This window comes from Actinacidiphila oryziradicis (assembly GCF_005047355.1).
GTDB classification, from domain to species: Bacteria; Actinomycetota; Actinomycetes; order Streptomycetales; family Streptomycetaceae; genus Actinacidiphila; species Actinacidiphila oryziradicis.
This window is the reverse complement of record NZ_SUMC01000013.1, coordinates 150,494-175,753: the sequence shown is the minus strand read 5'-3', so window position 1 is coordinate 175,753 and position 25,260 is coordinate 150,494. Positions and strand designations below refer to the sequence as shown.

The window sequence follows — 25,260 nt, the reverse complement described above, 5'->3', positions numbered from 1 at the left end:
AGGGGGGACCCCCATCGCGTCGCCTCCTCCCCCAGCTACCGCTGGGAGGTGCCCCCACCTCCGCCTTGCGATCACAGGCGCCAGACCCCGCTCCTTCTCCCACGGAGATCGGCCGGACAGGCCCTAGGCCCGGTCTGACAGATCCGGCTGCCGAATCGCCCGGGTGGCCCGGCTACGAGAACGACGCCGATCTCCCCCAGACTTCGTCCGGGGGTGCCCCCACCGCCTTGCGATCGCACGCACCAGCCGCCGCAGGGCCCGCCCTTCCGGTGGCCGGCGCTATCTGTCGGACAGGGCGCGGGCATGTCCGGCGCCGGTCCGGGCAGACCCGGCCTACCGGCGCGTAGGCTGGCGGGACCGACCGCAGCGGAGAGGAGCGCGACGTGGGCAGTGACGTGGACAGTCCGAATGAGGCACGCGAGGCAGGAGCCGCGCGGCGGCCAGGAGCCGACGACCTGGCCCAGGAGGCCTCCGCGGCGGCCAACGCGGCGGCGGAGGGCACCCCCGAGCACCGCGGCTGGCCCGAGCAGCACACCGGGCCCGTCGTCCGGCGCCGCGGGCAGGTCCAGGCCAGCACCACCGACCAGCGCCTGCTGGACACCCGCGGCCCCTCCGACTGGGTCCACGGCGACCCCTGGCGCGTCATGCGCATCCAGTCCGAATTCGTCGAGGGCTTCGGCACCCTCGCCGAACTCGGCCCCGCGGTCAGTGTCTTCGGGTCCGCCCGTACATCCGTCGATTCCCCGGAGTACGACGCCGGCGTCCGGATCGGCCGCGCCCTCGCCGAGGCCGGCTTCGCCGTCATCACCGGCGGCGGCCCGGGTGCCATGGAAGCCGCCAACAAGGGTGCCGGCGCGGCCGGCGGAGTCTCGGTCGGGCTCGGCATCGAGCTCCCCTTCGAGCAGGGGCTGAACCCCTACGTCGACATCGGCGTCAACTTCCGCTACTTCTTCGTCCGCAAGACCATGTTCGTCAAATACGCCAGTGGCTTCATCGTCCTCCCCGGCGGTTTCGGCACCCTCGACGAACTCTTCGAGGCCCTGACGCTCGTGCAGACCAAGAAGGTCACCCGCTTCCCCATCGTCCTGTTCGGCACCTCCTACTGGCAGGGTCTTGTCGACTGGGTCCGCAGCACCCTCGTCGTCGGCGGCAAGGCCTCGGCGGTGGACCTCGAGCTGTTCCACCTCACGGATGACGTGGACGAGGCGGTCAGGCTCGTCACGAAGGAGTCCGACGGCTGAGCCGTCGGGGCGAGCTGATGCGGTGACCGCACTGGTTCACCGGGTCCGTCCTCAATCGCCGGACGGGCTGAGAAATGAGCGCCCCCAGCTGCCTCCCCCGGCCGAAGGCCGGGGGAGGCATATCAGCCGCTGCGGCCGGACAGGCCCGGGGCCGGGGCCGGGGCCGGGTCAGGCCAGGCCGCGGCGGGCTACGGCGGGCGGGCGGTGGCCGGCGATGGAGGCCACCATGTCGAGGACCTGGCGGGTCTCCGCCACTTCGTGGACCCGGTAGACCCGCGCACCGAGCCACGCGGAGACCGCGGTCGTCGCGAGGGTGCCGATCAGCCGCTCCTTGACCGGCCGGTCCAGCGTCTCGCCGACGAAGTCCTTGTTGGACAGGGAAACGAGAACAGGCCAGCCGGTGGCGGCCATCTCGGGCAGGCGCCGGGTCGCCTCAAGCGAGTGCCGGGTGTTCTTGCCGAAGTCGTGCCCCGGATCGATCAGCACGGCCTCACGCCGCACCCCGAGGGCGACGGCGCGCTCGGCGAGGCCGACGGTGACCCGCAGGATGTCGGCCATGAGGTCCGGGTAGCCGACGCGGTGCGGCCGGGTCCGGGGCCGGGCACCGCCCGTGTGAGTGCAGACGAGGCCGGCACCGTGGCGGGCGGCGACCTCGGCGAGCTCGGGGTCGACGCCGCCCCAGGCGTCGTTGAGGAGGTCGGCACCGGCTTCGCAGACGGCTTCGCCGACTTCGTGCCGCCAGGTGTCGACGCTGATGACCACATCGGGGTGCCGTCGCCGTACCGAGGCGACGAAGGCCACCGTCCGCCGGATCTCCTCCTCGGCGGACACCTCCTCGCCGGGCCCGGCCTTGACGCCGCCGATGTCGATGATGGCGGCGCCTTCGGACACCGCCTGAGCCACCCGTTCGAGGGCGGGCTCGTCGGTGAAGGTGGCACCCTGGTCGTAGAACGAATCGGGCGTCCGGTTGACGATCGCCATGATCACGGGCTCGTCGTCCCCGAACTCGCGCGTCCCCAGCCGCAGCATTTGCCTGTGCCTCCCAAGAATGATGTCGCCCGCCTGCCGACACTACCGGCCGACGGCCGCCCGGCCCCGGGGGCCTGCGGGGCGCGGCCACGACATGACAGCCACGTCACGGTGGTCCGGTCACGGTGGTCCGGTCACAGCGCCCGGTCATAAGGGGCGCCGGGGCCGGAAACCCCCGGTGCTTACCCGTCGCACAGTCCGGCATGGCACGATCGTGCCGTACACGCCGCACAACGGGCTCGGACCCCGAGGAGATCGTCTTGTTCTGGTTCATGCTCATCGCGCTGGTCGCGGTGGTCGCCGGCGTGGCCCTCGCCGTGCTGGGCGACGGCGGACCCCTTCGCGACGTGGAGCCGGACAGGCTGGACCACCGGCTCCCCGAGGAGCGGGCGGTCGGCCGCGCCGACATCGATGGCCTGCGCCTGCCGGTGGCCTTGCGCGGCTACCGGATGACGGATGTCGACGACGTACTGGACCGGCTGAGCGCGGAGCTCGCCGAGCGGGACGCCCGGATCGCCGAGCTGGAGGCGGAACGGGCGGGCGCGCAGGCCACGGCGCTGGGTTCGTCGTCGCTGCTCGGGCAGCCGCAGGACGGGCAGCCGCATGGGTGACCAGGCGGCACCCGGCGGTGCGGTGGTCGGGGAGGACGGGCTGGCCCGCTGCCCATGGGGGCTGTCGACGCCGGATTACGTCGAGTACCACGACACGGAGTGGGGCCGCCCGGTCCACGGGGACGACGCGCTCTTCGAGCGGGTCTGCCTGGAGGCGTTCCAGTCGGGCCTGTCGTGGATCACGATCCTGCGCCGCAGGGAAGGCTTCCGTAAGGCCTTCTCCGGCTTCCGGATCGCCGAGGTCGCCGAGTTCACCGACGCCGACCGCGAGCGGCTGCTCGCCGACGCCGGCATCATCCGCAACCGCGCCAAGATCGACGCCGCGATCGGCAATGCCCGCGTCGCGCGTGAGCTGGGGGAGGCGTACGAGGGCGGGCTCGACGCCCTGATCTGGTCCTACGCCCCGGATCCGGCCGAGCGCGCGGTACCCCGCACGCTCGGCGACGTCCCCGCGGTGACCGTGGAGTCCACAAAGCTGTCCAAGGAGCTCAAACGACGCGGCTTCCGCTTTGTGGGCCCCACGACGGCGTATGCGCTGATGCAGGCCTGCGGCTTGGTGGACGACCACCTGGCCGGCTGTCACGTACGGGGAAGCGTGCCGCTCAGCGACCCACGTAGCGCGGCTGTTCCTTCTTGAGGAACGCCTGTACGGCGATGCTGTGGTCCTCGCTCGCGCCGGCCAGGTTCTGGAGCTCGTCCTCCTTCTCCAGGGTCTCGCCGAGGGAGTGGCCGGCCCCGTAGGCGAGTGACGCCTTGATGGCCGCGTACGCGACCGTGGGGCCCTGGGCGAGCCGCCGGGCGATCGCGGTGGCCTCGGCGGCGAGCGACTCGGCGGGCACCACGACGTTGGCGATGCCGAGTTGCAGGGCCTCATCGGCCGACACCTTGCGGGGGAAGAGGAGGAGGTCGGCGGCGCGGCCGTGGCCGATGAGACGGGGGAGGGTCCACGAGGCGCCGGAGTCGGCGGAGAGGGCGACGCCCGCGAAAGAGGTGTTGAAGCCGGCGGTGTCGGCGACCACGCGGTAGTCGGCGGCGAAGGCGAAACCGGCACCGGCACCGGCGGCGATGCCATTGACCCCGGCCACCACGGGCTTGGGCATGGTGGTGATCGCGGTGACGATGGGGTTGTAGTGTTCACGGACAGTGGACATGGCCTTGCCGTCGGCGAGTGAGGAGATGTGCTCCTTGAGATCCTGGCCGACGCAGAAGGCCCGGCCGGCAGCGGTAAGCAGTACCGCCCGTACGCCCTGGTCGGTGCCGGCGGCCCGCAAGGTGTCGCGGAGGGCGACCTTGGTGGCGGTGTCGAGCGCGTTCATCGCGTCCGGCCGGTTCAAGGTGATGGTGGCGAGCCCGTCGCTCACCTCGTACAGCACTGTGTCGCCCATGGATGAGGCCCCTTCTTCGCGGCTCGGAGGTCGGTCGGAGACCGGTCTTGGGTCGGTCGGAGACCGGACAGTCGTGGCCAGCATGCCGGAGATCACCATGTGCGAACATGTGACCTGCATGACCTGCGTCAAAGGCGCGAGCTCCCGTATGACAGGCCGCTCGCCGAAATGGATGGTTTTGTGCGATCACGTACTCGAACGGATGGGAACCGATGTTGGTCATCGGGTCACCGGATGCGGGATAATGGCCGAGAACCAATGTGTTCGAGTCCGAGCTGGTTTCAGGAAGGGGAACGAGCATGGCGGCCATGAAGCCGCGGACGGGTGATGGCCCGCTCGAGGTGACCAAGGAGGGGCGGAGCATCATCATGCGCGTTCCGCTCGAGGGCGGCGGACGGCTTGTCGTCGAGCTGACCCCGGACGAGGCGGATGCCCTCGGCGAGGCGCTTAAGAAGGCCATCGTCTGAATCCGGCGGGAGACTTGAGTCTCACGATACGGCCCCGGGCCGCACGGAATGTGCGGCCCGGGGCCGTATCGTGAGCAGCCCGCCGGGCAGGCCCTAGGGCCTGCCCCGCCGCACCGCGCACAGCAGACCGTCGTCGGTCGGCAGCAGTACGGGGGCCAGTCCGGGGTGGTCCCGTACGCCGCGCATCAGCTCGCGGAGCCGGATCACCTCGGGTTCCTGGTGGGCGGCGTCCATCGAGCGGCCCTGGGCGAAGGTGCCCTCGAAACAGACCAGCCCTCCCGGACGGAGCAGGCGCAACGATTCGGCAAGATAGTCCGGGTACTCCATCCGGTCCCCGTCGCAGAAAACCAGGTCGTAGCCGCGGTCGGCGAGGCGCGGCAGGACGTCCAGGGCGCGGCCGGGGATGAAGCGGGCCCGGTTCGAGGCGAAGCCGGCCTCGCGGTAGGCCTGGCGGGCCAGCTGCTGGCGGTCGGGTTCGGTGTCGACGGTGGTGAGTACGCCGTCCGGCCGCATGCCCTGCAGGAGATGGATTCCGGAGACACCGGTGCCGGTGCCGATCTCGACCACCGACTTGGCGTCCGCCGTCGCGGCGAGCAGCCGCAGGGTCGCTCCGGTACCGGGCGAGACGGGCCGCAGACCCGCCTGGCGGGACCGGCTGCGGGCCCGTATCAGCGCGTCGTCCTCGGCGACGAAGGCGTCCGCGAACGCCCAGCTCGCCTGCCGGTTGCCGGTAATGGCCCTCTCCCTTTCCCCGTACGTGCTGCGTAGAGCTGCGTGGCCCGCGTGCGCTTGCACCCCCGCCCGGCGACTGTATCCGCTGGCGTCGGGAACCCGCTGATGGGACTACGCGTTAGAACGGCTAGAGACAGGGGAGCGGTTGCGAGGGCACCGCTCTTATCCGGAGCTAACGGGCGAGGTGGATATGGTAGGGGCTCTACTGGAGACCACCAGAGCCGATAGGGGAGGTGCGGCTGCGACGAGTGATCGGCGAGTGCTGCGGCACTTTCGCAGGTTGGTCGGCGAGCCGAAATCCGTGACCAATACTGACGACCGTCCGCGTACCGACGACTCCGTGGCTGTCCCTACGACTGCGACATTCGCCACCGACGGGGACTCCCAGGCGTGGACACCTCCTTCCTGGGAGGAGATTGTCAGTACGCACAGCGCCCGTGTCTACCGTCTGGCGTACCGCCTGACGGGCAATCAGCACGATGCCGAGGATCTCACTCAGGAGGTCTTCGTCCGGGTCTTCCGTTCGCTGTCGACCTACACCCCGGGCACTTTCGAGGGCTGGCTCCACCGCATCACCACCAATCTCTTCCTGGACATGGTCCGCCGTCGGCAGCGGATCCGTTTTGACGCGCTCGGTGACGACGCGGCGGAGCGGCTGCCCAGCCGTGAGCCGTCTCCGGCCCAGCATTTCAACGACACGCATTTCGACGCGGATGTGCAGCAGGCGCTGGACACCCTTGCGCCCGAATTCCGGGCCGCCGTCGTGCTCTGTGACATCGAGGGTCTGTCGTACGAGGAGATCGCGGCCACGCTCGGAGTGAAGCTGGGCACCGTGCGCAGTCGTATCCACCGCGGGCGTTCCCACCTGCGCAAGGCGCTGGAACACCGTGCTCCCGCCGCACGTCCCGGGCGTGCCCTCGCCGGTCTGGAGGTCGGGAGAACGTGAGCGGTACGGGCCCCCACCCCACTACTGCCGAAGAGCACCTGGGTGACCGCCTCGCCGCGTTTGTCGATGGCGAGCTGCCCGATGACGCGCGGGACCGGGTGCTCTCGCACCTCGCGACGTGTTCCGGCTGCAAGTCGGCCGCCGATGACCAGCGCCTGACGAAGAACGCGATCTCCGCCTCCGCTCCGCCCGCCATATCCGCAGGCCTGCTGGCCAGGTTGCAAGGGCTGCCGGGACTCACCGGCAGCGATGACGACAACGGCCCGGGGCTGTTCGACCCGCCGGAGGAGCTGGTCGAGGGCCCGACCCTCGGCGGTGAACGGCTGGACGGCAGTGTGTTCGGCAAGCGGGGTGCGGGCTTCGGCCTGCCCGTGCTGACGCCACTGTCGCGCGGCTTCCGGATACACGAGGCCGAGCGGCCGGTTACTCCGGGCTCATCCGGTTCTTCGCGCGCATCGGGCTCATCGGGGTCCTCCGGCTCATCGGGGTCCGCCTCGCGGGGGCGGCGGTTCGCCTTCGCGGCGGCGGGTGCCTTCTCGATGGCGGCTCTCGCCCTGGGCGGCGCGCTGCCGCTGGACGCCCCGGCCGATCCCGTCACGGACGATCCGGGCTCGGCGGTGACCCCGCTCGGCGCGGAGAGCAGCAGTGTCGCGGATGTACGGCCCCAGTCCGGCAACGGCGCCTACTCGCCGCGGAGCCCCGGGTTCACCCCGGTCTCGGTGGCCCGGCCCCTGATCCTCCCCGACCACCGCCCGCTGGTCGCCAATGGTTCGTCCGGTTCGTTCCCGGCCCTGGCGTCCGACGCCCCCCTGTCCGCTTCCGCGTCGCCCGTCGCCCCGTCCGCGCCTCCGTCCCCCGCTCCGTCCGCGGCCGGGACGCAGGCCGCCGCTCAGGCCTCGCCCTCGGCCCCCCTCCCCGTCAACTCCCTGCTGTCGCTCCTCGGCAACTCCCCGGTCAACCCCTGACCGACGGCTGCGAGCCGCGCCGACTCCTGGTTCAATCCAGGAAAGACACAGGTCGTCGTAGGGGAGCGCATGGACGTGGGCAAGAGCGCCCGGCCGAACTGGTGGAGCCGTCCGGAGCCCGCACCGGAAGCCGGTACCCGGTACGGGGTGGTCATGGATGCCCTTCCGGCCGGACAGGCCCCGGGCACCGCCGCCGCACCTGCCGAAGCGCAGCCCGTGCCGATGCATGCCGCGGATCCGTACGACACCCCGCCCTACGGCTCCCCCGGGCCGTGGGCTCCCGCGCCGCCCGTGCTGCATCCGGGAACCCCCGGCCCGGGGGAGCAGAGCCTCTGGCAGGCCGACTCCGGGCCTCCGCCGCTGTCAGTCGGCCTCTGGCACCCCTACGACCCCTGGGCACAGCCCGGCGGCCCCGCAGGCCCTGTAGGCCCTTCGCAGCGCCCCCGTGGGCGCGGGAGGGGCCTCGTGGGACTGCTGGCGGTCGTGCTGGTCGCCGGAGGCGTCGGCGGGGCTACTGGGGCGTATCTGAGCGGCAGGGACGGCACAGGGGGCGCGGCAGGCAGCGTGAGCCTGCCGCAGGCGTCCCTGGAACCGGGCGGCAGAGCTCCGGACAGCATCGCGGCGATCGCGGCCAGGACACTGCCCGGGGTGGTCTACATCCATGTGAAGGGCGCCGACGGTGAGGACACCGGCACCGGTTTCGTCCTCGACGGGCAGGGCCACATCCTCACCAACAACCATGTCGTGGAGGCGGCCGCCAAGAGCGGCAGCATCTCGGTGACCTTCAACGGCGGCCAGGTCGCCGCCGCCAAGGTGACCGGCCGGGACACCGGCTACGACCTGGCGGTGGTCAAGGTGTCCGGCGTGAGCGGGCTGCGGCCGCTGACCCTGGGCGATTCCGCCGCGGTGCGGGTGGGGGACCCGGTGGTGGCCATCGGCGCCCCGTACGGCCTGGAGGGGACGGTCACCTCGGGCATCATCAGCGCCACCGAGCGGCCGATCACCGCCGGCGGCCAGTCCGACGGCACCGACATGAGCTATGTGGACGCTCTCCAGACCGACGCCCCGATCAACCCGGGCAACTCCGGCGGCCCGCTCGTGGACGCCAAGGGCCAGGTGATCGGCATCAACAGCGCCATCCGTTCCGCCGACAGCGCCTCCGACCCGTTCGGCGGTACGAGCCAGGGCGGCAGCATCGGCCTCGGCTTCGCCATCCCGGTCAACCAGGCGAAGCGGGTCGCGGAGGAGCTGATCGCCACCGGCAAGGCCACCCACCCGGTGATCGGCGTCGGCATCAACATGCAGTACTCCGGCGACGGGGCCCAGGTCAGTTCCGAGGTGACCGCGGGCGGCCCGGGCGACCGGGCCGGCATCAAGCCCGGCGACATCATCACCGCGATCGACGGCACCCCGGTGCACAGCGGCGACGAGCTGATCGTGCGGATCCGCAGTCACCGCCCCGGCGACCGGCTGGCCCTGACCCTGCTGCGTGGCGGCAGGCCGCGCACCGTATCGCTCACCCTCGGCAGCGCGACCGGCGGCTGACCGCCACGTCGCAGGGGCGACCGGCCGAACAACCGGCCGAACGGGTGGATGAGTGACCGGATGTCCCTCTAACGCGTTGACAGATACCAGGCCTACTGTTGACCCTTGCCTCTCCCGTCTACTCGGTTCGGCCAGGTACCGTGATATTCGCCGGATTCTGTCCGCCGGCCGTTGACCCCCCAAGGAGCTGCAAGGTGTTTGGTGACATAGGCGCCCTGGAGGTCCTCGCGATCGCGATCCTTGGCATCCTGGTCTTCGGCCCGGACAAACTGCCGAAGGTCATCAAGGACGTCTCACAGGTCATCCGCAAGATCCGTGAGTTCTCCGACAGCGCCAAGGAGGACATCCGCAAGGAGCTGGGCCCGGAGTTCAAGGACTTCGAGTTCGAGGATCTCAACCCCAGGACGTTCGTCCGCAAGCAGCTGCTGGACAACGACGACCTGGGCCTGAAGGAGCTCCGTAACGGATTCGACTTCAAGACGGAGATGGCCGACATCACGGACGCCGTGCACGGCCGGGACGGCTCCGGGTCCTCCGGTTCGTCGTCCTCTTCCTCCTCCGAGACCCCGGATCCGTACCGGAAGCGGGACCGCCTCGAGCCGGGTGAACCGCCGCCATTCGACTCGGACGCGACCTGAGCCGCTATTCTCCAGATGTTTACCCTGTGGAGGAGGCGCGCCGCGCTTATGGAGACGACAGCTGAGGCCGTGGGACGCACAATCGACGGATATCTGCGGGCCGACTTCCCCTGGTACGCCCTTGACGAGGCCTTCACCGGCCACCGCTGGCTGACACCGCCGGGCATCAGTGCCGAAGGCACCACCGAGCACGGCGCGGTCGGCCACGGGGACGAGCCGTCCGTCAAGGTCGACGACACCCCGGACACCCGGCGCTTCACCATTGTCGTCTCGGTCGCACCCCGCCCCCTGCGGCGCAGCACCGACGGCACCGGCACCATCGAGGCCACCTCGGTTGCCACCGCCGCCTGGCTGGCCGGTTCCGGGCTGCTTTCCTGCACGTGGCCGACGCACATGGAGCGCCACCTGCGCGAGGACTGGCTCGAACAGCAGACCGCCATCGCCTGGGAGCTCGCCGACGACCTCTCCGGCCCCGGCTGGTCCTCCCTCACCCTCCCCGTGAACGGTGAGCCCACCCCCTTCCGCTACCGGGAGTCCGAGTACGGCTGGGTCCTCGCCGGCACGGCCAGGGGGGCGCACCTCGGCGCCTACGGGCGCGGGATCAGCGCGTACGGGCTCGGGCTGGCCGTCGTGAAGGACATCGCCGCGCACGACGGCTGACCCCGGTCTGCGGCGCTTTCCCCCACCCCGCCCCTTCCCGAAACCGGGGGCCGGCCCCCGGCCCCCGGTTCCATCTGCGGGCCGGTGGCCCGGGTTGTGCCCACCCTCCCCCAGCCTCCCACGCCCGCCAGGGCGTAGGGGGCGGGTCTGGGGCGGAGCCTCCCCACGGCGCCAGCCGCATGTCCGACCCCGGGCGCTGTCAGAACTTGTTGCGCGGCGTGATCCCCAGCGACAGCCCCGCAAGGCCCCGCTGGCGCCCACCGAGCTTGCCGGCGATGGAACGAAGCGCGGAGCCCGCCGGGGAGGAAGGGTCGCTCAGGACGACCGGGCGGCCGTCATCGCCGCTCTCCCGAAGCCGTACGTCGATGGGGATGGAGCCCAGGACGGGCACGGACGCGCCGGTGGTCTTGGTGAGGCCCTCGGCGACCCGCTGACCGCCCCCCGTACCGAAGACGTCGATGATCTCGTCGCAGTGCGGGCACGGCATGCCCGACATGTTCTCGACGACACCGACGATCTTCTGGTGGGTCTGTACGGCGATGGAGCCGGCCCGCTCGGCGACCTCGGCGGCAGCCTGCTGCGGGGTGGTCACCACGAGGATCTCCGCGCCCGGGACCAGCTGGGCCACGGAGATCGCGATGTCCCCGGTGCCCGGCGGCAGGTCGAGCAGCAGGACGTCCAGGTCGCCCCAGTACACGTCGGCGAGGAACTGCTGGAGCGCGCGGTGCAGCATCGGCCCGCGCCACACCACCGGGGTGTTGCCCGGGGTGAACATGCCGATCGAGATGACCTTCACACCATGCGCCGACGGCGGCATGATCATGTTGTCGACCTGGGTCGGCAGACCGTGCGCGCCGAGCATGCGCGGCACGGAGTGCCCGTAGATGTCCGCGTCTACGACGCCGACCTTCAGTCCGTCCTGTGCCATCGCCGCCGCGAGGTTCACGGTCACCGAGGACTTGCCGACGCCGCCCTTGCCGGAGGCGACCGCGTACACCCGGGTCAGCGACCCCGGCTGGGCGAACGGGATCTCCCGCTCCGCGGTGCCGCCGCGCAGCGACGACGTCAGCTCGCGACGCTGCTCGTCGCTCATGACGTCCAGCTCGACGGTGACCGAGGTCACGCCCGCCACCTTCATGACGGCGGCGGTCACCTCCTTGGTGATCGTGTCGCGCAGCGGACACCCCGACACCGTCAGGAACACGCCCACCTTGACCGTGCCGTCCGCGCCGATGTCGACAGATTTGACCATGCCGAGGTCAGTGATCGGGCGGTGGATCTCGGGGTCGTTCACCGTCGCCAGCGCGGCGCGTACCGCGTCGGTCGAGGGGGCGGAGCCGTCAGTGTCGGTAGCCATACGCCGATGGTACGACGCGCCTCAGGCCTCGCGTTGTGTGGTGCGTTCCACCTCGTGGTCCCGGTCCGTCAATTCTTTCACGAGATCCTGGAGCTCGGAGCGGATCCAGTCCCGGGTCGCCACCTCGCCGAGGTTCATCCGCAGCCCGGCGATTTCCCGGGTCAGGTACTCGGTGTCGGCGATGCTGCGCTCGTTCCGGGCCCGGTCCTGCTCCAGGTTGACGCGGTCGCGGTCGGCCTGGCGGTTCTGCGCCAGCAGGATCAGCGGGGCCGCGTACGAGGCCTGCAGGGACAGCATCAGGGTGAGGAAGATGAACGGGTAGTTGTCCCACCGCAGCCGCTCCGGCGCGGAGACGTTCCACACCACCCACACGATGATGACAGCGGTCATCCACGCGATGAACCGCCAGGTCCCCAGGAAACGCGCGATCCGCTCCGAGACCCGGCCGAAGGCCTCCGCGTCATAGCGCGGCAACAGGCTCCGCCGTGGTGCCCGCGGCTGGTCGAGCCGGACGCGGGGGCGTTCACTCGCCATGGGGAACCTCCTGCACCGCCACGGGGGGCGTGTGCAGCAGCTCGGTCTCGCGCCAGTCCTCCGGCAGCAGATGGTCGAGTACGTCGTCGACGGTGACCGCCCCCAGCAGACTGCCGCTCTCGTCCACGACGGGCGCCGCGATCAGGTTGTACGTCGCCAGGTAGCCGGTCACCACGGTAAGAGGGGCATCCGGCGCGAGCGGTTGCAGATCGGTGTCGACGATCGCACTGACCAGGGTGAACGGCGGGTCGCGCAGCAGCCGCTGGAAGTGCACGATGCCCAGGTACTTCCCGGTCGGGGTCTCGTACGGCGGCCGGCAGACATACACCTGGGCGGCGAGCGCGGGGGACAGGTCCGGGTTGCGCACCCGGGCGAGCGCGTCCGCGACGGTCGCGTCCGGCGGCAGCACGATCGGCTCGGTGGTCATCAGCCCGCCGGCCGTCCGCTCCTCGTAGAGCAGCAACCGCCGTACGCCCGCCGCCTCCTGCGGCTCCATCAGCGCCAGCAGCCGCTCCTGCTCCTCCTTCGGCAGCTCGGACAGCAGGTCGGCGGCGTCGTCGGGGTCCATCGCCTCCAGGACGTCCGCCGCGCGCTCCTGCTTGAGCTTGCCGAGGATCTCGACCTGGTCGTCGTCCGGCAGCTCCTCCAGCACATCGGCCAGCCGGTCGTCGTCCAGCGCCGCCGCCACCTCCGAGCGACGCTTGGCGGACAGGTGGTGCAGCACATTCGCCAGGTCGGCCGGGCGCAGCTTCTCGAAGGTGGCGAGCAGGTTCTCCGCGCCCTGCCCGTGCTCCTCCAGCGAGAAGCCGGTCACCGCCGACCACTCAACCGTCAGCGTCTCGCCCTTGCGGCGCAGCGCCCCGGACTTTCCACGCCGTACGAAGACCTTGTCGATCTCCCAGTCGCGGCGGGCCGGCAACTGCGCCATCGAGACGTCCAGCACCGTCACTTCCTCGCCGGTCTCCACCAGCTGCACCCGGCGGTCCAGCAGCTCGCCGATCACCAGCGTCTCGGTCGGCCGCTGCTCGAAGCGGCGCATGTTCACCACGCCCGTGGTGATCACCTGGCCCGACTCCACACCGGTGACCCGCGTCATGGGGATGAAGATCCGGCGCCGGCTCACCACCTCGACCACCATCCCCAGCACCCTTGGCGGCCGCCTCCCGACGCGGAGCATCACAACGACATCCCGGACCCGGCCGACCTGGTCGCCGTTGGGATCGAATACCGCGACCCCGGCGAGATGCGAGATGAAGACCCGGGGGGTACCGGCTGCCATGCGGCAAGGCTAACCCGTACCGATCATTGCGGCCGCGCGGGGCTGCTCGAGTACGCTGCGGTAGCTTCGGTTCCGATCGCCAACCGCCCCCCGTTATCCAGGAGGACAGGACCAGTGATGCCCGGCCGCCGGACTGCCGTACTCCTCGGGGCCTTGTGCGCGGGACTCGCGCTCGCCGGGTGCGCGGGCGATCCGGACCAGGGGACGAACGGGGTCGCCAAGCTCCCGCCCGAAACGATCGCGCGGCAGGCCCGTGCCGCGGCCGACAAGGCCGATACGGTGCGGCTGTCCGGCACCGTCGCCAGCAAGGGCAAGAGCTACACGCTCGACATGCGGCTGCGCGGCAACGGCGGGGTCGGCCAGGTCACCAGCAAGGGCAGCACCTTCGAGCTGCTGCGGGTCGGCAACGACCTGTACCTCAAGGCCGGCGAGGACTTCTACGGCGCCAAGGCCGGCGCCACCCTCAAGGACAAGTACGTCAAGGTGCCGACCGGCGATCCCGCGTACAAGCAGTTCAGCGGCTTCACCGACAAGGCCGTCCTGCTCGACGGGCTCTTCGCCATGTCCGGCAAGCTCGCCACCGGCGACCACCGGTCCGTCAACGGCACCCGCACCATCGCCCTCACCGCTGACGGCGGCAGCGGCGGCACCCTCGACGTCTCCCTGGAGGGGCGGCCCTACCCGCTCCGGATCCGGCGCGCGGGCGGAGCGGGGACGCTGACGCTGGCCGACTGGGGCAAGGACTTCACGCTGCGCGCGCCGGACAAGGACCACGTCGTGGACTACGGGAAACAGATCACCGCGTCCGGCGGCTGACCATCAGTTGCTTATCGTTTGCGCCGGAACAGCAGCTTCGGCAGCCCCGCCGGCACGGGCTGCCGGGTGGTGGCATCGGTCGGCACCGGCGTGGCCGCGCCGCTGACGGCAGACATCGCGCCCGGGCGCTCGACCGACGGGCCGGCGGGCTCCAGCCGCAGGACCTGGCATTCGCGCGCCCAGCGCTCGGTCATCGTCTCCGCGTCCGGGGCGTTGAGCCGCTTGCCTTTCAGCTCCGCCACGGCCGCGGTCCAGGGCTCGCCGCCCGGGGCCAGCTCCCGCACCGTCGTGGGGAAGGCCACCAGCCGCCCCCACTTGTCCTTGCTCCGTACGGTCACGTCGGCCGTCCCGCCGTCCGTCAGCCCGCCGAGCGGCTGCTCCCCGGGGCCGCCGCCCACCACGCACACCGCGCCGTCCACCCAGGCGTGCCACAGGGCCTGCGGCGCCCGTCCGCCCGCCGCCCGCACCCACAGCAGGCCGGACTTCTTCACGGCCTCCTCGACCAGGGCCTGGTCCAGCAGCGACTGCTCCACGGTCTCCGTCATGCGACCCAGCCTATTTGCTGCGGGCCCGGGCACCGCGATGCCGGGGGAGCCAATTACTCTCGGCCCATGAGTCGACCGCCGTTCATGGGCCTTCCGCCCCGCACCCGTGCGTACCGTCTGGAGACCGACCGCGGATCCTTCGCGGTGCTCGACGCGGCGCCGCCCGCCGGGACCGCCCGGCGCGGGACCGCGCTGCTCCTGCCCGGGTTCACGGGCAGCAAGGAGGACTTCATCGCCCTGCTGCAGCCGCTGACCGCAGCCGGCTTCCGCATGGTCGCGGTCGACGGCCGGGGCCAGCACGAGACAGGCGGACCGCGCAGTGAGAACGCCTACGCGCAGGCGGAGCTGGCGGCGGATGCGGTGGCGCAGGCCGCGGCGCTGAAGGACGGCGGCGGTCCGGTGCATCTGCTGGGGCACTCAATGGGCGGCCACGTGGCGCGGGCCGCGGTGCTTGCGGAGCCGGGCCCGTGGGCGTCGCTGACGCTGATGAGTTCGGGGCCGGGGGCGATTGACGTGGCCCAGCAGAGCCGTACGAAGCTGCTGATCGACGCCCTGTCGGTGATGGGCATGGAGCGCGTCTGGGCCGCGATGCGGGCGATGGACGAGGAACAGGCGGAAGAGGCCGTCGGCACGGACGGCATTGAGGAGTTCCTCTGCCGACGGTGGCTCGGCAATGTACCGGAGCAGCTGATCGTGACCGGCCGTCAGCTGATCGCAGAGCGGGACCGCGTCGGCGAGCTCGCGGCGGTGGCCGCGCTGCCGAAGCTGGTCGTGTCGGGCGCGGTGGACCACGTGTGGCCGGTGCCGTGGCTCGACCGGATGGCGGAGCGGCTCTCGGCGCGCCGGGTGGTCATCGACGGTGCCGAGCACTCCCCCAACACGGAACGGCCGTCGGAGACGGCCGAGGCACTGGCGGCGTTCTGGCGCGACGCCTGAGGCTGCGCCGCCGGGGGTGGGGTGCGCTGTGTTGTCGGTTGGGTCGGTGTCGCCTCCGGGGTGACTCTCCCCCAACCTTCGGCCGGGAGGTGCCCCCACCGGTACGTCAGACCTGGGCGCGCAGGTGCTCCCAGAAGCCGTCCCGCAGCGACCGCCGGAGGTCGGCGTGGCCGCGCAGCGAGATCCCGAGGAGGCGTTCGGCCTCGACGAGGAGTTCCTGGTCATAGCCGGGCGGCAGGTAAGGATGGCCGGGCAGCAGCTCCGCGAGGTCATCGCGGCCCCGGGAGACGAGCCAGCCGCCGGCCACCCGGGCGCCGACGAAGTGGACGTCGTCGCGGCTGGGGGCGGGGGCGTGCTCGCCGTATTCAAGGGCGGCGCGCCGGACGACGTACGGCTTGCAGAAGTCGAGGTCGAGCGTGCGCTGGCTGTCGACCTCCCACAAGAGGGGGTCGGCCTGGTTGCGGCCGTCGGTGGCCTCGATGCCCCAGAGGTGGACCCGGGCGCCGTATCCCTGGGCGGCCTCGACCGCGGAGACCAGGTCCTCGTCGCCGCCGATGAGTACGGCGTCGCTGATGGCGCGGTGCCGGGCCAGGGACTCCAGGTCGGTACGGATCAGGGAGTCGACGCCCTTCTGCTGGCGGCTGGCGTTGAGGTTGCCGAGCCGGACCTTGACGTCGGGGAGCTCGGCGATCCGTTCCTGTTCGGTGGTGTGGATTCGGCGGCGGGCACCGTCGTACCAGTAGACGCGCAGCAGCCGGCTGTCCGGAAAGCTGGCGCGGGCCTTGTCGATGAACGCCTCGATGATGCCCTCGGCGTCGAGTTCGAAGGAGCGGCGGTCCTCGGAGCCCGCCACGAGGCGGCCGGCGGCGGCGTAGACGTATCCGGCGTCGACGAAGACGGCGTGGGTGGCGGGGGTCGTCGAGAGCTTGGTGAGGACCTGCTGGAGGAGCTCATTGGTGCGCTCGATGGCGGAGAGGGCATCGTCGTCCATAGACGTGTCATTGTCCGGGGCGCCACAGGTACCGCACAAGCCGGGTTGCTACTCGCGGGTACTTAGGCTCGGAAAAGTTTTCTTTAGCGTAGGGAATGTTTTCCCGTGAGCGTTCGTTGTCCACTCATAGAAACGGATATGTAACGGCTGTGAAGCAGCCACGCTCTCCAATGGAGGAGTGCCCCAGACGAAGGGAGAAGCCATGCGCTTCGAGATCATGCGCCTCAACGACCAGGACGGTACCGCCGTTGACAGTACGGTCGTGGACGCCGCCTCCGTCAAACAGATCGTTCAGCAGGCAGCGGCCATCGGTCAGCGCCTGTATATACGCCCCGCCGCGCAGTAGCCGAGTAGACAGTCGAACCCGCAGAGTTACGAAGGGCCCCCGAGAGGGGCCCTTTTCTGTTGCCTTCAGCCCTCGCCGTGGATGAAGCCGAAGACGCCGTTGGCGATCTGCTGGACCGCGATGGCGGAGAGCAGCATGCCCGACAGCCGGGTGACCAGCACCACGCCGCCGTCCTTGATCAGGCGGATGATGACCAGCGAGTAGCGCATGGTCAGCCACAGCACGACATGCATGGCGGCGATCGCCACCCACACCGACAGCTGCTGTCCGAAACCGTGCGCCTTCTGCACGGCCAGGATGACGGTGACGATCGCGCCCGGACCGGCGAGCAGCGGCATGCCGAGAGGTACGAGGGCGACGTTGACGTCCTTGGTCTGGGTCGGCTCGTCCGCCTTTCCGGTGAGCAGATCGAGCGCGATGAGCAGCAGGAGCAGGCCGCCGGCCACCATCAGGGCCGGCACGGAAACATGCAGATAGTCGAGGATCTGCTGGCCGAAGGCCCCGAACACGGCTATCACGCCGAGCGCGACCGACGCCGCCTGCCAGGCCATCCGCCGCTGGACCTTGGCCGGCCGGCCCGAGCTCAGGGCGAGAAAGATCGGCGTGATGCCGGGTGGATCCATGATCACGAACAGTGTGACGAAGACGGACCCGAAGAGGGTGGCGTCGAAGAGACTCATGAGTCGTCAGACCCGTCCGGCGGCCGACGACAGCGGGGCCGCGCCGGTCGCCCGGCTGACGATCTCCTCGTAGACCTCCGGGTTTGTGGTGTGCTCACCGAGCCGGCAGGTCTTGCGGCTGCCGTGGTAGTCGCTGGAACCGGTGGGGAGCAGCCCGAGCTCGGCGGCGATCGTGCGCATACGGGCGCGGGTCGGCGCGTCGTGATCCATGTGGTCGACCTCGATGCCGTCGAGCCCGCGGGCGGCCAGCTCGGCGATGATGTCGTCCGACACGGTCACCCCGCGCTTCACGGCGGCCGGGTGGGCGAAGACGGTGACCCCGCCGGCGTTCTTGACCAGCCGGATCGCCTCGAACGGGTCCAGTTCGTGCTTCTCCACGTACGCGGGGCCGCCCGGGCCGATCCACTCCGGCGTGAACGCCTCGCCGATGCTGCCGACCAGGCCCTTCTCCATCAGCGCCGTCGCGATGTGCGGCCGCCCTACGGCTCCGTCGCCCGCGATCCGCGCCACCTGGTCCCAATTGACCGGCACACCCCGCTGCCGCAGTTTCTCCACTATCGCCTTCGCCCGCGGCACCCGGTCGTCGCGCACCAACTCCCGTTCCCGGAACAGCTCCGGCTCCTGCGGGTCGAACAGATACGCCAGCATGTGCAGGCTGATCCCATTGAGGCGGCACGACAGCTCTGCCCCGGTGACCAGCGTCAAGGGCCGCTCCAACCCCTCCCGGAGCGCCTTCACTGCCTTCGCGTGGCCGCCGACCGTGTCGTGATCCGTCAGCGCTACGACATCCAGTCCGGTCGCCGACGCGTTCCGGATCAGCTCCTCCGGGGTATCGGTGCCGTCCGACGCCGTGGAGTGGGTGTGCAGATCGATACGCACGGCTTTGGCTCCAAGGAGGTCGGCAATGGGATGGTGGTTTGCGAAACCCAGGATAACCGGCCGTACCGCCTGCGATTCCCAGGGCGGCGCGAGCCCTCCCCGCCTACGTGAGCAAGCGCGGCGACAACGCCCCGCAGGGCACCAGCTCGACCTCGGCGCCGGCTTCGCGCAAGTCGGTCAATATCAGTTCGTCGTACATGAGCAGCCCGGACTGCTCGGGCCAGACGACGGCCCAGAGCCAGAGGCCGAACGCTTCGCCGGCGAAGACCGCGCGGTCGGGCGGGGCGCCTTCCACATGCCACAGGGAGGTGGGCTGCCCGGCGGCCAGCACCTTGGTGACGGCGGGCTTGCCCAGGCACATGTGCGGGCCGGGGTCGGGACCGGGGATGCCGGCATAGCGGGCGCCCAGGCCGACACCGAGCGACTCGGCGATCAGCAGCAGCTCGCCGGGACCGCCGAGCGGTCCGGGCCCGGAACAGGCGACAGCGGTGGCGCGGCCCCCGCTGCGGTCGTCACCGGCGTACACGACGCCGGTGAAGAGCCAGCCGACCGGGAGCGGCCAGGGCATCCACACCGGCACACGGGCACGGTTCACAGCCACGCCGAGCGCCTCGACGCTCGGTGGGACCACGGGCTGCAGCGGATATACGGAGCCGTGCAGATCGCACTGCCAGGAATCCGCGAAGAGGCCGGGCGCCCGGACCCGGCCACCGCACTTCGGGCAACTGGGTTCGCCCCTCATACCGCCCCACAGTCCTCCGCAGGCGTGCCCGCGTCAAGGACGATCACCCGTCCGGCGCCGCCCGGCGCGGCGCGGGGCGGTCACCCGGCGAGCGGCACCGATGCGCGCTCCGGGTCGCGCAGATCCGTACCGTGCCGCAGCCAGCGTTCCTGGAGGGCCGCCGCTCCCTGGGCACGCTTCCACGCGGCCTCGTTCCGGGTCATCGGCAGGAGCGGGAAGAAGCGCACCGGATCCATCGGTTCGCCGAGCTCCAGGTCCTCGACGAGGCCGCCCGGCTCCGCGACGAGCACCGCCGAGAAGGGCGCCCCCGTCCACAGCGGGTCGCCCACGTCCAACGACGCGCCCGGCGCGAGCACGACACCCTCGACCTGGGGGGACGAGGCAAGCACCGCGAGCGGCCGCAACACCTCGTCGACCGGCGCGGATCCGGCCCGTACGGAGAGAACCAGCTCGGCCCGCGGCCCGCGCACCGCCTCGACGACCGGCGCGAGAGGGTCGCTCATGGGCCGGCGGGACATACCCAGCGTTACGTACCGCCGCACGCCGCCGTCGACGAACCGCAGGACTTCGATCCGCTCGGCGCCCAGAAACGTCACCGCGGCCCGGGCCTCGGGATCGCCGAACGCCGTACGCAGCCGCGCCTCCACCAACTCCAGGACGTCACCCATGCAGCGAGCATAGATCCCGTCTCGAACAGGCAAAGCGTCAACCCGACGCTACCGCTCACTGGTAAGGTGACCCATTGGCTACGTCACTACCATGGCGGGAGCCTTCCATCATCCCCCAGCGGGGATCGGCAGGAGGAGGTGGGGCTGCAATGGATCCTAGTCGACCGTGCAGTACCGGCAGCTCTTCCGCCCGGCAATTGTCGCTCTGATCCCCAGCCTTCCGTACCCGGCCCCCTAGCCGTGAAACACGGAAACTGCGGTCTTTTTCGCGAACTCCTGCCTTCATGCGTCACGCACATGTCACGCGCTGGAAGAGCTTCCCGAACTGCGGCTCGATCACCGTCCCCTGATCAGCATTTCAGTGCGGCGTTATGCATTTTCTGAGACGACGCCGTCGGCCAGTCCGTGAAGGAGCTCGCCATGTCGATGATCCGCGACCTGCGTGCAGTAGTCCGTCCCGCCCTCCTGCGCAAAAGCACCTCGTCGTACGACTACGGCCCGGCCACCCGCAACGGCTCCGCCTCCGCCTCCGCCCCCAGCGCGGTCGTCGACTGCGCCGTCTACCGCGACGGACACCGCGTCAGCGACCACCTCACCCCGCACGACGCGCTCGCCAAGGTGCGCGGCGGCGACGGCTTCGTCTGGATCGGCCTGCACGAGCCGTCGGAGCAGGAGTTCTCCGGCATCGCCGAGGTTTTCGGCCTGCACCCGCTGGCCGTCGAGGACGCCATCCAGGCCCACCAGCGGCCCAAGCTGGAGCGCTACGACGACAGCCTCTTCACCGTCTTCAAGACCATCCGCTACGTCGAGCACGCCGAACTCACCGCCACCAGCGAGGTGGTGGAGACCGGTGAGGTGATGGTCTTCACCGGCCGGCACTTCGTCATCACCGTCCGGCACGGCGGCCACGGTTCGCTCCGCGCTCTGCGGCACCGCCTCGAGGACAACCCCGACCTGCTCGTCAAGGGCCCCTCCGCGGTCCTGCACGCCATCGCCGACCAGGTCGTCGACGACTACCTCGCCGTCACCGACGCCGTCCAGGACGACATCGACGAGGTCGAGATCGATGTCTTCTCCGCCGCCGACGGCAAGTCCGCCCGTGGCGGCGACGCCGGACGCATCTACCAGCTCAAGCGCGAGGTCCTCGAATTCAAGCGCGCCGTCTCCCCACTGCTGCGACCCATGCAGCTGCTCAGCGAGCGGCCCATGCGGCTGGTCGACCCCGAGATCCAGAAGTACTTCCGCGACGTCGCCGACCACGTCGCCCGCGTCCACGAACAGGTCGTCGGCTTCGACGACCTCCTCAACTCGATCCTCCAGGCCAACCTTGCGCAGGCCACCGTCGCCCAGAACGAGGACATGCGCAAGATCACCGCCTGGGCGGCGATTTTCGCCGTCCCGACGATGATCACCGGCGTCTACGGCATGAACTTCGACAACATGCCTGAGCTGCACTATCGGTATGGCTATCCCGTGGTGCTCTGCGCCACCCTCGCGATTTGCTTCGCCATTCACCGCGGGTTCCGGCGCAACGGCTGGCTCTAGGTTTGTCCGGCCGGACCGGCACGGTTTCGTTCCGTCTGCCGGGGGTGCCGGTTCCGCCTCCTCTGCCGGGGCGCCGGTCCGTCCTCAAGCGCCGGACGGGCTGGGTGGTCGTGCGTGCCGCCACGCAATGCCCGTTGCGGGGTCGGGGCCGCTGTGGGGTGATCTCCTCGGGGCTCGCACGTGCGGGTCCGCAGCGAACGCACCCGGGGTGCATGTGCTCGTCCCCTGCGGGGACACCCCGGCGCGTCCCCTCCCGGCCGGATGTGCGCGTGACGGCCGCTCAGGGCGGAGACCGTAAAACCAACGCCTCGCACCCGGTGGTCTGGACCGCAGGACAAGACTCACCGTGAGGCGCTGTGGCGGCCGGAGGGGGCGGTGCAGGGGTGTCCCCGCAGACTGTGTCGCCCAAGTGCCGCCGGCGATGGCGAATGACGTCCCGGGCCCTGGCACACAGTCGTGGGGGCACCTCCTGGGGGCACCTCCCGGCCGAAGGCTGGGGGAGAGAGTCACCCCGGAGGCGCCACCGACCCACCCACCGAACAAGCGGACCCCAACCCCGGCGCAGAGCACCAAACCCAGCCCGTCCGGCGATTGTGGGGGCACCTCCCGGCCGAACGTTGGGGGAGCGAGTCACCCCGGAGGCGCCACCGACCCAACAACCGAACAAAGCGCACCCCACCCCGGGCGCAGGACGCGGAAAGCTACGAACGCCGGTCCGACAGGACCACAAGCGCGAGACCCGTGAGGATCACACCAAGTGCCGGGTACGCCGCCACCGGCGGCATCTGGCCCAGCCAGACCGCCGCGATCAGGGCCGCGCCCGGCGTTTCCAGGAGGATCGCCGTCGACGTGGTCGACGGGCCGAGCCCGCGCACGACCCGGTTCAGCAGGCTGTGCCCCAGCAGTTGGGCCGCCACAGTGAGCGCCACCAGCTTCATCCACGTCGCACCCGAGTACCCACCGAGCGCGGAACCCGACCCGAGGCACACGGCCAGGAGCACGACAGCCGTCATGGCGTAGCAGACGTAGGTGTACGCCGTCGTGCTCACCGTACGGCGCACCTCCGCGCCCAGCAGTACGTACGCCGCCGCGGCAACGCCCGCGCCCAGCGCGAGCGCGTCGCCCGCCAGGGCGCGGGAGGAGAGGGAGAGGTCGACCCCGGTCAGGATCACCACGCCGACCATGGCGAGCAGCGTGCCCGCCCACACCAGCTTCGGCGGGCGGTGCCCACGCAGCCGGAGGAAGATCGTCGTCCAGATCGGGGTCGTCGTGCACAGCGCGGTGGACGACGCGACGGATGTCATGGACAGGCTCGGCAGCCACAACCCGAAGTGCAGCGCGAGCACCGCTCCGGCGGCCAGCGACAGCAAGACTGCCCGTCGACCCATCCGGCGCAGCTCCAGGCGATTACGGCCTCGTATCAGCGCGAACGGGCTCAGCGCCGCCGTCGCCATCGCGTTCCGCCAGAATGCGATGGCGAGAGCGGGTGCCGCGGTCGACGCGACCAGCGGTGCCGAGAAGGAGACGCCTGTGATCGCCACCGCCAGCAGCGTGAAGTCCAGCGGCATGTTCGCGGCCTCGGCCGTGCCCGCGGGCACGGGGGCCGGCCCGGCGCTCGTACGGGACGAGGGCTCGGCGGCGTTGTGCGGAGCGGCTGGCATGGTTCCCCTTGACACGCCGGATGGGTGGCTCAGGGCGAGGCCCTGAGCCACCCATCCGGCGTGGTGATCAGCTTTCGGCGGCGGTGCGGCGGGTACGGCGGCGACGACGGGCGGGCTTGGCTTCGCCGTCGTCGGCGGAGGTCGCGGTGGGCTCGGCGGGGGCCGCGGTGGCGGCTTCAGCGGAGTCGGCGGCGACAGTGGCGCGGGTACGGCGCCGCCTGGGCGCGGGCACGGTCTCGCCGCGGTCAGGGGCCTCGGTGGTCTCCGCGGTCGTCACGACCGCTTCGGCACCGGCGGCGACAGCGACACGGGCCCGGCGCCGCCGGCGCGGAGCCGGGGTCGATGCCGAAGGTGTCGCGCTTTCGCCCTCGGCCGTGGCGACAGCTGCCTCCGCCTCCGCGGCAGCGGCGGCCGTGATGGGCTCGCCGTTGCGCGTCCGGCGCCGCTGGCGCGGGGCGCGGGTGCGGGCGGGGCGCTCCTCGACAACCGTGGTCGTAGCGGCCTTACGGCCGCCACCGCGCCCGCGGCCGCCGGTCTCGCCGAGGTCCTCGACCTCTTCCGCGTCGAGCCCGGCACGGGTGCGCTCCGCACGGGGCAGGACGCCCTTCGTGCCGGCGGGGATGCCGAGGAGCTCGTAGAGGTGCTCGGAGGTGGAGTAGGTCTCCTCGGGCTCGTCGAAGGGGAGGTCGAGCGCCTTGTTGATGAGCTTCCAGCGCGGGATGTCGTCCCAGTCGACGAGGGTGATGGCGATACCGGAGGCGCCGGCGCGGCCGGTGCGGCCGATGCGGTGAAGGTAGGTCTTCTCGTCCTCGGGCGTCTGGTAGTTGATGACGTGCGTGACGCCTTCCACATCGATGCCGCGAGCCGCGACATCCGTGCAGACCAGCACATCGACCTTGCCGTTGCGGAAGGCGCGGAGCGCCTGCTCACGGGCGCCCTGCCCGAGGTCGCCATGGACGGCGCCCGAGGCGAAGCCGCGCTGCTCCAGCTGCTCGGCGACGTCGGCGGCGGTGCGCTTGGTGCGGCAGAAGACCATGACGAGGCCGCGGCCGTCGGCCTGGAGGATGCGCGAGACGAGCTCGGGCTTGTCCATGGAGTGGGCGCGGAAGACATGCTGGGTGGTGTTCGCGACCGTCGCGCCCTCGTCGTCCGGCGAGGTGGCGCTGATGTGGGTCGGCTGCGTCATGTAGCGGCGCGCGAGGTTGATGACAGCGCCCGGCATGGTGGCCGAGAAGAGCATCGTCTGGCGCTTGGTCGGCAGCATGGTCATGATCTTCTCGACGTCGGGCAGGAAGCCCAGGTCGAGCATTTCGTCGGCCTCGTCGAGGACCAGGCCACGGACATTGCCGAGGTTGAGCTTCTTCTGTCCGGCGAGGTCGAGCAGGCGGCCCGGGGTGCCGACGACAACGTCGACGCCCTTCCTGAGGGCCTCGACCTGAGGCTCGTAGGCGCGGCCGCCGTAAATGGCGAGAACCCGTACGTTCCGGACCTTGCCGGCGGTCAGCAGGTCATTGGTGACCTGCTGACAGAGCTCGCGGGTCGGGACGACGACGAGGGCCTGCGGGCCGTCGACGAGATCCTCCGGCTTGGCGCGCCCGGCCTCGACATCAGCGGGTACGATGACCCGCTCGAGGAGCGGAAGGCCGAAGCCGAGCGTCTTCCCGGTGCCGGTCTTGGCCTGGCCGATGACGTCGTTGCCGGCGAGGGCGACGGGGAGAGTCATCTCCTGGATGGGGAAGGCATTGAAGATGCCGACGGCTTCGAGGGCCTCGGCGGTCTCGGGGAAGATCCCGAGGCTGCGGAAACTGGTGGTGGTCAGGATGCTTGCCTCTTCTGTGAGACGCGGCACTGAGCGGTGAGGGGGGTCGAGCGTCCATCACTCCGTCAGGGACGGAACGCGGGCGCTGACCGCGCAGGGTGTCGTACAGCCGTGAGTGGCTGAGAAGCGCGGGACCGCTGCCCTCGCGCGTGCCGCGAGTGGGCCCCTCCTGTGGTGGAGGGCGGTCGGTGGAGCCGATCGGGCCACCGACCGGGCATCCATGTCTCATACATGACCCGCCTG

The 25,260-nt window shown here is 70.8% G+C and carries 26 protein-coding genes and 1 pseudogene; 13 read left to right on the top strand and 14 right to left on the bottom strand.

Going from position 1 to position 25,260, the window contains the following annotated elements; all coding sequences use genetic code 11:
* The first annotated feature begins 455 nt into the window (after positions 1 to 455).
* Positions 456 to 1,241, top strand: a complete 786-nt coding sequence (locus FCI23_RS16800; protein WP_136724718.1) for an LOG family protein — start codon at positions 456 to 458, stop codon at positions 1,239 to 1,241.
* Between the two features lie 168 nt (positions 1,242 to 1,409).
* Here FCI23_RS16800 and folP read toward each other — a convergent pair whose 3' ends face one another.
* The gene (gene folP, locus FCI23_RS16795; RefSeq protein WP_136724697.1) at positions 1,410 to 2,270 is read right to left on the bottom strand and encodes a dihydropteroate synthase; all 861 of its coding nucleotides are present in this window, start codon (positions 2,268 to 2,270) and stop codon (positions 1,410 to 1,412) included.
* A gap of 260 nt (positions 2,271 to 2,530) precedes the next feature.
* On the opposite strand from folP, the gene FCI23_RS16790 reads away from it, so the two are divergent.
* Positions 2,531 to 2,881, top strand: a complete 351-nt coding sequence (locus tag FCI23_RS16790; protein ID WP_136724696.1) for a DivIVA domain-containing protein — start codon at positions 2,531 to 2,533, stop codon at positions 2,879 to 2,881.
* Positions 2,874 to 3,518, top strand: coding sequence for a DNA-3-methyladenine glycosylase I (locus tag FCI23_RS16785; protein WP_136724695.1), 645 nt, complete (start codon positions 2,874 to 2,876; stop codon positions 3,516 to 3,518). The genes FCI23_RS16790 and FCI23_RS16785 overlap by 8 nt, the downstream gene beginning before the upstream one ends.
* Here the strand turns inward: FCI23_RS16785 and chcB are convergent.
* Positions 3,484 to 4,266 (bottom strand): 2-cyclohexenylcarbonyl CoA isomerase, encoded by a 783-nt coding sequence (chcB, locus tag FCI23_RS16780; protein ID WP_136724694.1) that lies wholly within the window; start codon positions 4,264 to 4,266, stop codon positions 3,484 to 3,486. The genes FCI23_RS16785 and chcB overlap by 35 nt on opposite strands.
* A gap of 299 nt (positions 4,267 to 4,565) precedes the next feature.
* Here chcB and FCI23_RS16775 point away from each other — a divergent pair, with 299 nt between their 5' ends.
* The gene (locus FCI23_RS16775; RefSeq protein ID WP_136724693.1) at positions 4,566 to 4,733 is read left to right on the top strand and encodes a DUF3117 domain-containing protein; all 168 of its coding nucleotides are present in this window, start codon (positions 4,566 to 4,568) and stop codon (positions 4,731 to 4,733) included.
* A 93-nt stretch (positions 4,734 to 4,826) separates the two neighbouring features.
* Here the strand turns inward: FCI23_RS16775 and FCI23_RS16770 are convergent, their stop codons facing one another.
* A complete protein-coding gene (locus FCI23_RS16770; protein WP_136724692.1) occupies positions 4,827 to 5,528 on the bottom strand; it encodes an O-methyltransferase in 702 nt (233 codons plus the stop codon).
* A 127-nt stretch (positions 5,529 to 5,655) separates the two neighbouring features.
* Between FCI23_RS16770 and sigE the strand changes: the two genes are divergently transcribed.
* The 5 genes from sigE to FCI23_RS16745 all read left to right on the top strand — a co-directional run bounded on the left by sigE (position 5,656) and on the right by FCI23_RS16745 (position 10,219).
* Positions 5,656 to 6,411: an RNA polymerase sigma factor SigE gene (sigE, locus tag FCI23_RS16765; protein ID WP_136724717.1), complete on the top strand. Its 756-nt coding sequence runs from the start codon at positions 5,656 to 5,658 to the stop codon at positions 6,409 to 6,411.
* Positions 6,408 to 7,376, top strand: a complete 969-nt coding sequence (locus FCI23_RS16760) for an anti-sigma factor family protein (RefSeq protein WP_246143748.1) — start codon at positions 6,408 to 6,410, stop codon at positions 7,374 to 7,376. Before sigE ends, FCI23_RS16760 begins: the two co-directional genes overlap by 4 nt.
* 69 nt (positions 7,377 to 7,445) lie before the next feature.
* A complete protein-coding gene (locus FCI23_RS16755; protein WP_136724691.1) occupies positions 7,446 to 8,921 on the top strand; it encodes a S1C family serine protease in 1,476 nt (491 codons plus the stop codon).
* A 194-nt stretch (positions 8,922 to 9,115) separates the two neighbouring features.
* The gene (locus FCI23_RS16750) at positions 9,116 to 9,559 is read left to right on the top strand and encodes a sec-independent translocase (protein ID WP_136724690.1); all 444 of its coding nucleotides are present in this window, start codon (positions 9,116 to 9,118) and stop codon (positions 9,557 to 9,559) included.
* Positions 9,560 to 9,607: 48 nt separating this feature from the next.
* On the top strand, positions 9,608 to 10,219 hold the full coding sequence (locus FCI23_RS16745; RefSeq protein WP_211265350.1) for a hypothetical protein: 612 nt from the start codon (positions 9,608 to 9,610) through the stop codon (positions 10,217 to 10,219).
* A 199-nt stretch (positions 10,220 to 10,418) separates the two neighbouring features.
* Here the strand turns inward: FCI23_RS16745 and FCI23_RS16740 are convergent, their stop codons facing one another.
* Genes FCI23_RS16740 through FCI23_RS16730 form a run of 3 tightly spaced genes read right to left on the bottom strand, consistent with a single transcriptional unit; the run spans position 10,419 to position 13,389 of the window.
* Entirely contained in the window at positions 10,419 to 11,576 is a 1,158-nt protein-coding gene (locus FCI23_RS16740) for an Mrp/NBP35 family ATP-binding protein (protein ID WP_136724688.1), read from the bottom strand.
* A 21-nt stretch (positions 11,577 to 11,597) separates the two neighbouring features.
* Positions 11,598 to 12,110, bottom strand: a complete 513-nt coding sequence (locus FCI23_RS16735) for a DUF1003 domain-containing protein (protein WP_136724687.1) — start codon at positions 12,108 to 12,110, stop codon at positions 11,598 to 11,600.
* On the bottom strand, positions 12,100 to 13,389 hold the full coding sequence (locus FCI23_RS16730; RefSeq protein WP_136724686.1) for a magnesium transporter MgtE N-terminal domain-containing protein: 1,290 nt from the start codon (positions 13,387 to 13,389) through the stop codon (positions 12,100 to 12,102). Before FCI23_RS16730 ends, FCI23_RS16735 begins: the two co-directional genes overlap by 11 nt.
* A gap of 117 nt (positions 13,390 to 13,506) precedes the next feature.
* Between FCI23_RS16730 and FCI23_RS16725 the strand changes: the two genes are divergently transcribed.
* A complete protein-coding gene (locus FCI23_RS16725) occupies positions 13,507 to 14,205 on the top strand; it encodes a hypothetical protein (protein ID WP_136724685.1) in 699 nt (232 codons plus the stop codon).
* A gap of 11 nt (positions 14,206 to 14,216) precedes the next feature.
* Here the strand turns inward: FCI23_RS16725 and FCI23_RS16720 are convergent, their stop codons facing one another.
* A complete protein-coding gene (locus FCI23_RS16720; RefSeq protein ID WP_136724684.1) occupies positions 14,217 to 14,750 on the bottom strand; it encodes a hypothetical protein in 534 nt (177 codons plus the stop codon).
* Between the two features lie 66 nt (positions 14,751 to 14,816).
* On the opposite strand from FCI23_RS16720, the gene FCI23_RS16715 reads away from it, so the two are divergent.
* Positions 14,817 to 15,686, top strand: coding sequence for an alpha/beta fold hydrolase (locus FCI23_RS16715; RefSeq protein WP_136724683.1), 870 nt, complete (start codon positions 14,817 to 14,819; stop codon positions 15,684 to 15,686).
* A gap of 106 nt (positions 15,687 to 15,792) precedes the next feature.
* On the opposite strand, the gene FCI23_RS16710 is transcribed toward FCI23_RS16715, so the two are convergent.
* The gene (locus tag FCI23_RS16710; protein ID WP_136724682.1) at positions 15,793 to 16,677 is read right to left on the bottom strand and encodes an NYN domain-containing protein; all 885 of its coding nucleotides are present in this window, start codon (positions 16,675 to 16,677) and stop codon (positions 15,793 to 15,795) included.
* Positions 16,678 to 16,879: 202 nt separating this feature from the next.
* Here FCI23_RS16710 and FCI23_RS56410 point away from each other — a divergent pair, with 202 nt between their 5' ends.
* A complete protein-coding gene (locus FCI23_RS56410) occupies positions 16,880 to 17,023 on the top strand; it encodes a hypothetical protein (RefSeq protein ID WP_169316817.1) in 144 nt (47 codons plus the stop codon).
* Between the two features lie 65 nt (positions 17,024 to 17,088).
* On the opposite strand, the gene FCI23_RS16705 is transcribed toward FCI23_RS56410, so the two are convergent.
* The 4 genes from FCI23_RS16705 to FCI23_RS16690 form a co-directional block, all read right to left on the bottom strand.
* Positions 17,089 to 17,703, bottom strand: coding sequence for a MarC family protein (locus tag FCI23_RS16705; protein ID WP_136724681.1), 615 nt, complete (start codon positions 17,701 to 17,703; stop codon positions 17,089 to 17,091).
* Between the two features lie 6 nt (positions 17,704 to 17,709).
* A complete protein-coding gene (locus FCI23_RS16700; RefSeq protein ID WP_136724680.1) occupies positions 17,710 to 18,582 on the bottom strand; it encodes a PHP domain-containing protein in 873 nt (290 codons plus the stop codon).
* Between the two features lie 103 nt (positions 18,583 to 18,685).
* Positions 18,686 to 19,324: a DUF6758 family protein gene (locus FCI23_RS16695; RefSeq protein WP_136724679.1), complete on the bottom strand. Its 639-nt coding sequence runs from the start codon at positions 19,322 to 19,324 to the stop codon at positions 18,686 to 18,688.
* 80 nt (positions 19,325 to 19,404) lie between these two features.
* Complete coding sequence (locus FCI23_RS16690; RefSeq protein ID WP_136724678.1) at positions 19,405 to 19,992, bottom strand: suppressor of fused domain protein; 588 nt, start codon at positions 19,990 to 19,992, stop codon at positions 19,405 to 19,407.
* Between the two features lie 420 nt (positions 19,993 to 20,412).
* On the opposite strand from FCI23_RS16690, the gene FCI23_RS16685 reads away from it, so the two are divergent.
* Positions 20,413 to 21,537 (top strand): magnesium and cobalt transport protein CorA, encoded by a 1,125-nt coding sequence (locus tag FCI23_RS16685; protein WP_136724677.1) that lies wholly within the window; start codon positions 20,413 to 20,415, stop codon positions 21,535 to 21,537.
* 701 nt (positions 21,538 to 22,238) lie between these two features.
* On the opposite strand, the gene FCI23_RS16680 is transcribed toward FCI23_RS16685, so the two are convergent.
* On the bottom strand, positions 22,239 to 23,198 hold the full coding sequence (locus tag FCI23_RS16680) for a DMT family transporter (RefSeq protein WP_407645974.1): 960 nt from the start codon (positions 23,196 to 23,198) through the stop codon (positions 22,239 to 22,241).
* Positions 23,199 to 23,274: 76 nt separating this feature from the next.
* Positions 23,275 to 25,075, bottom strand: a pseudogene (locus FCI23_RS16675) (DEAD/DEAH box helicase); the annotation flags it as partial.
* Between the last annotated feature and the right edge of the window lie 185 nt (positions 25,076 to 25,260).

Excerpts from the sequence above, each read along its gene's own strand:
- folP (WP_136724697.1), bottom strand. The coding sequence starts at position 2,270 with ATGCTGCGGCTGGGGACGCGCGAGTTCGGGGACGACGAGCCCGTGATC.
- FCI23_RS16785 (WP_136724695.1), top strand. The coding sequence starts at position 2,874 with ATGGGTGACCAGGCGGCACCCGGCGGTGCGGTGGTCGGGGAGGACGGG.
- chcB (WP_136724694.1), bottom strand. The coding sequence starts at position 4,266 with ATGGGCGACACAGTGCTGTACGAGGTGAGCGACGGGCTCGCCACCATC.
- FCI23_RS16775 (WP_136724693.1), top strand. The coding sequence starts at position 4,566 with ATGGCGGCCATGAAGCCGCGGACGGGTGATGGCCCGCTCGAGGTGACC.
- sigE (WP_136724717.1), top strand. The coding sequence starts at position 5,656 with ATGGTAGGGGCTCTACTGGAGACCACCAGAGCCGATAGGGGAGGTGCG.
- FCI23_RS16755 (WP_136724691.1), top strand. The coding sequence starts at position 7,446 with ATGGACGTGGGCAAGAGCGCCCGGCCGAACTGGTGGAGCCGTCCGGAG.
- FCI23_RS16745 (WP_211265350.1), top strand. The coding sequence starts at position 9,608 with ATGGAGACGACAGCTGAGGCCGTGGGACGCACAATCGACGGATATCTG.
- FCI23_RS16740 (WP_136724688.1), bottom strand. The coding sequence starts at position 11,576 with ATGGCTACCGACACTGACGGCTCCGCCCCCTCGACCGACGCGGTACGC.
- FCI23_RS16735 (WP_136724687.1), bottom strand. The coding sequence starts at position 12,110 with ATGGCGAGTGAACGCCCCCGCGTCCGGCTCGACCAGCCGCGGGCACCA.
- FCI23_RS16730 (WP_136724686.1), bottom strand. The coding sequence starts at position 13,389 with ATGGCAGCCGGTACCCCCCGGGTCTTCATCTCGCATCTCGCCGGGGTC.
- FCI23_RS16725 (WP_136724685.1), top strand. The coding sequence starts at position 13,507 with ATGCCCGGCCGCCGGACTGCCGTACTCCTCGGGGCCTTGTGCGCGGGA.
- FCI23_RS16720 (WP_136724684.1), bottom strand. The coding sequence starts at position 14,750 with ATGACGGAGACCGTGGAGCAGTCGCTGCTGGACCAGGCCCTGGTCGAG.
- FCI23_RS16715 (WP_136724683.1), top strand. The coding sequence starts at position 14,817 with ATGAGTCGACCGCCGTTCATGGGCCTTCCGCCCCGCACCCGTGCGTAC.
- FCI23_RS16710 (WP_136724682.1), bottom strand. The coding sequence starts at position 16,677 with ATGGACGACGATGCCCTCTCCGCCATCGAGCGCACCAATGAGCTCCTC.
- FCI23_RS56410 (WP_169316817.1), top strand. The coding sequence starts at position 16,880 with ATGCGCTTCGAGATCATGCGCCTCAACGACCAGGACGGTACCGCCGTT.
- FCI23_RS16705 (WP_136724681.1), bottom strand. The coding sequence starts at position 17,703 with ATGAGTCTCTTCGACGCCACCCTCTTCGGGTCCGTCTTCGTCACACTG.
- FCI23_RS16695 (WP_136724679.1), bottom strand. The coding sequence starts at position 19,324 with ATGAGGGGCGAACCCAGTTGCCCGAAGTGCGGTGGCCGGGTCCGGGCG.
- FCI23_RS16690 (WP_136724678.1), bottom strand. The coding sequence starts at position 19,992 with ATGGGTGACGTCCTGGAGTTGGTGGAGGCGCGGCTGCGTACGGCGTTC.
- FCI23_RS16685 (WP_136724677.1), top strand. The coding sequence starts at position 20,413 with ATGTCGATGATCCGCGACCTGCGTGCAGTAGTCCGTCCCGCCCTCCTG.
- FCI23_RS16680 (WP_407645974.1), bottom strand. The coding sequence starts at position 23,198 with ATGCCAGCCGCTCCGCACAACGCCGCCGAGCCCTCGTCCCGTACGAGC.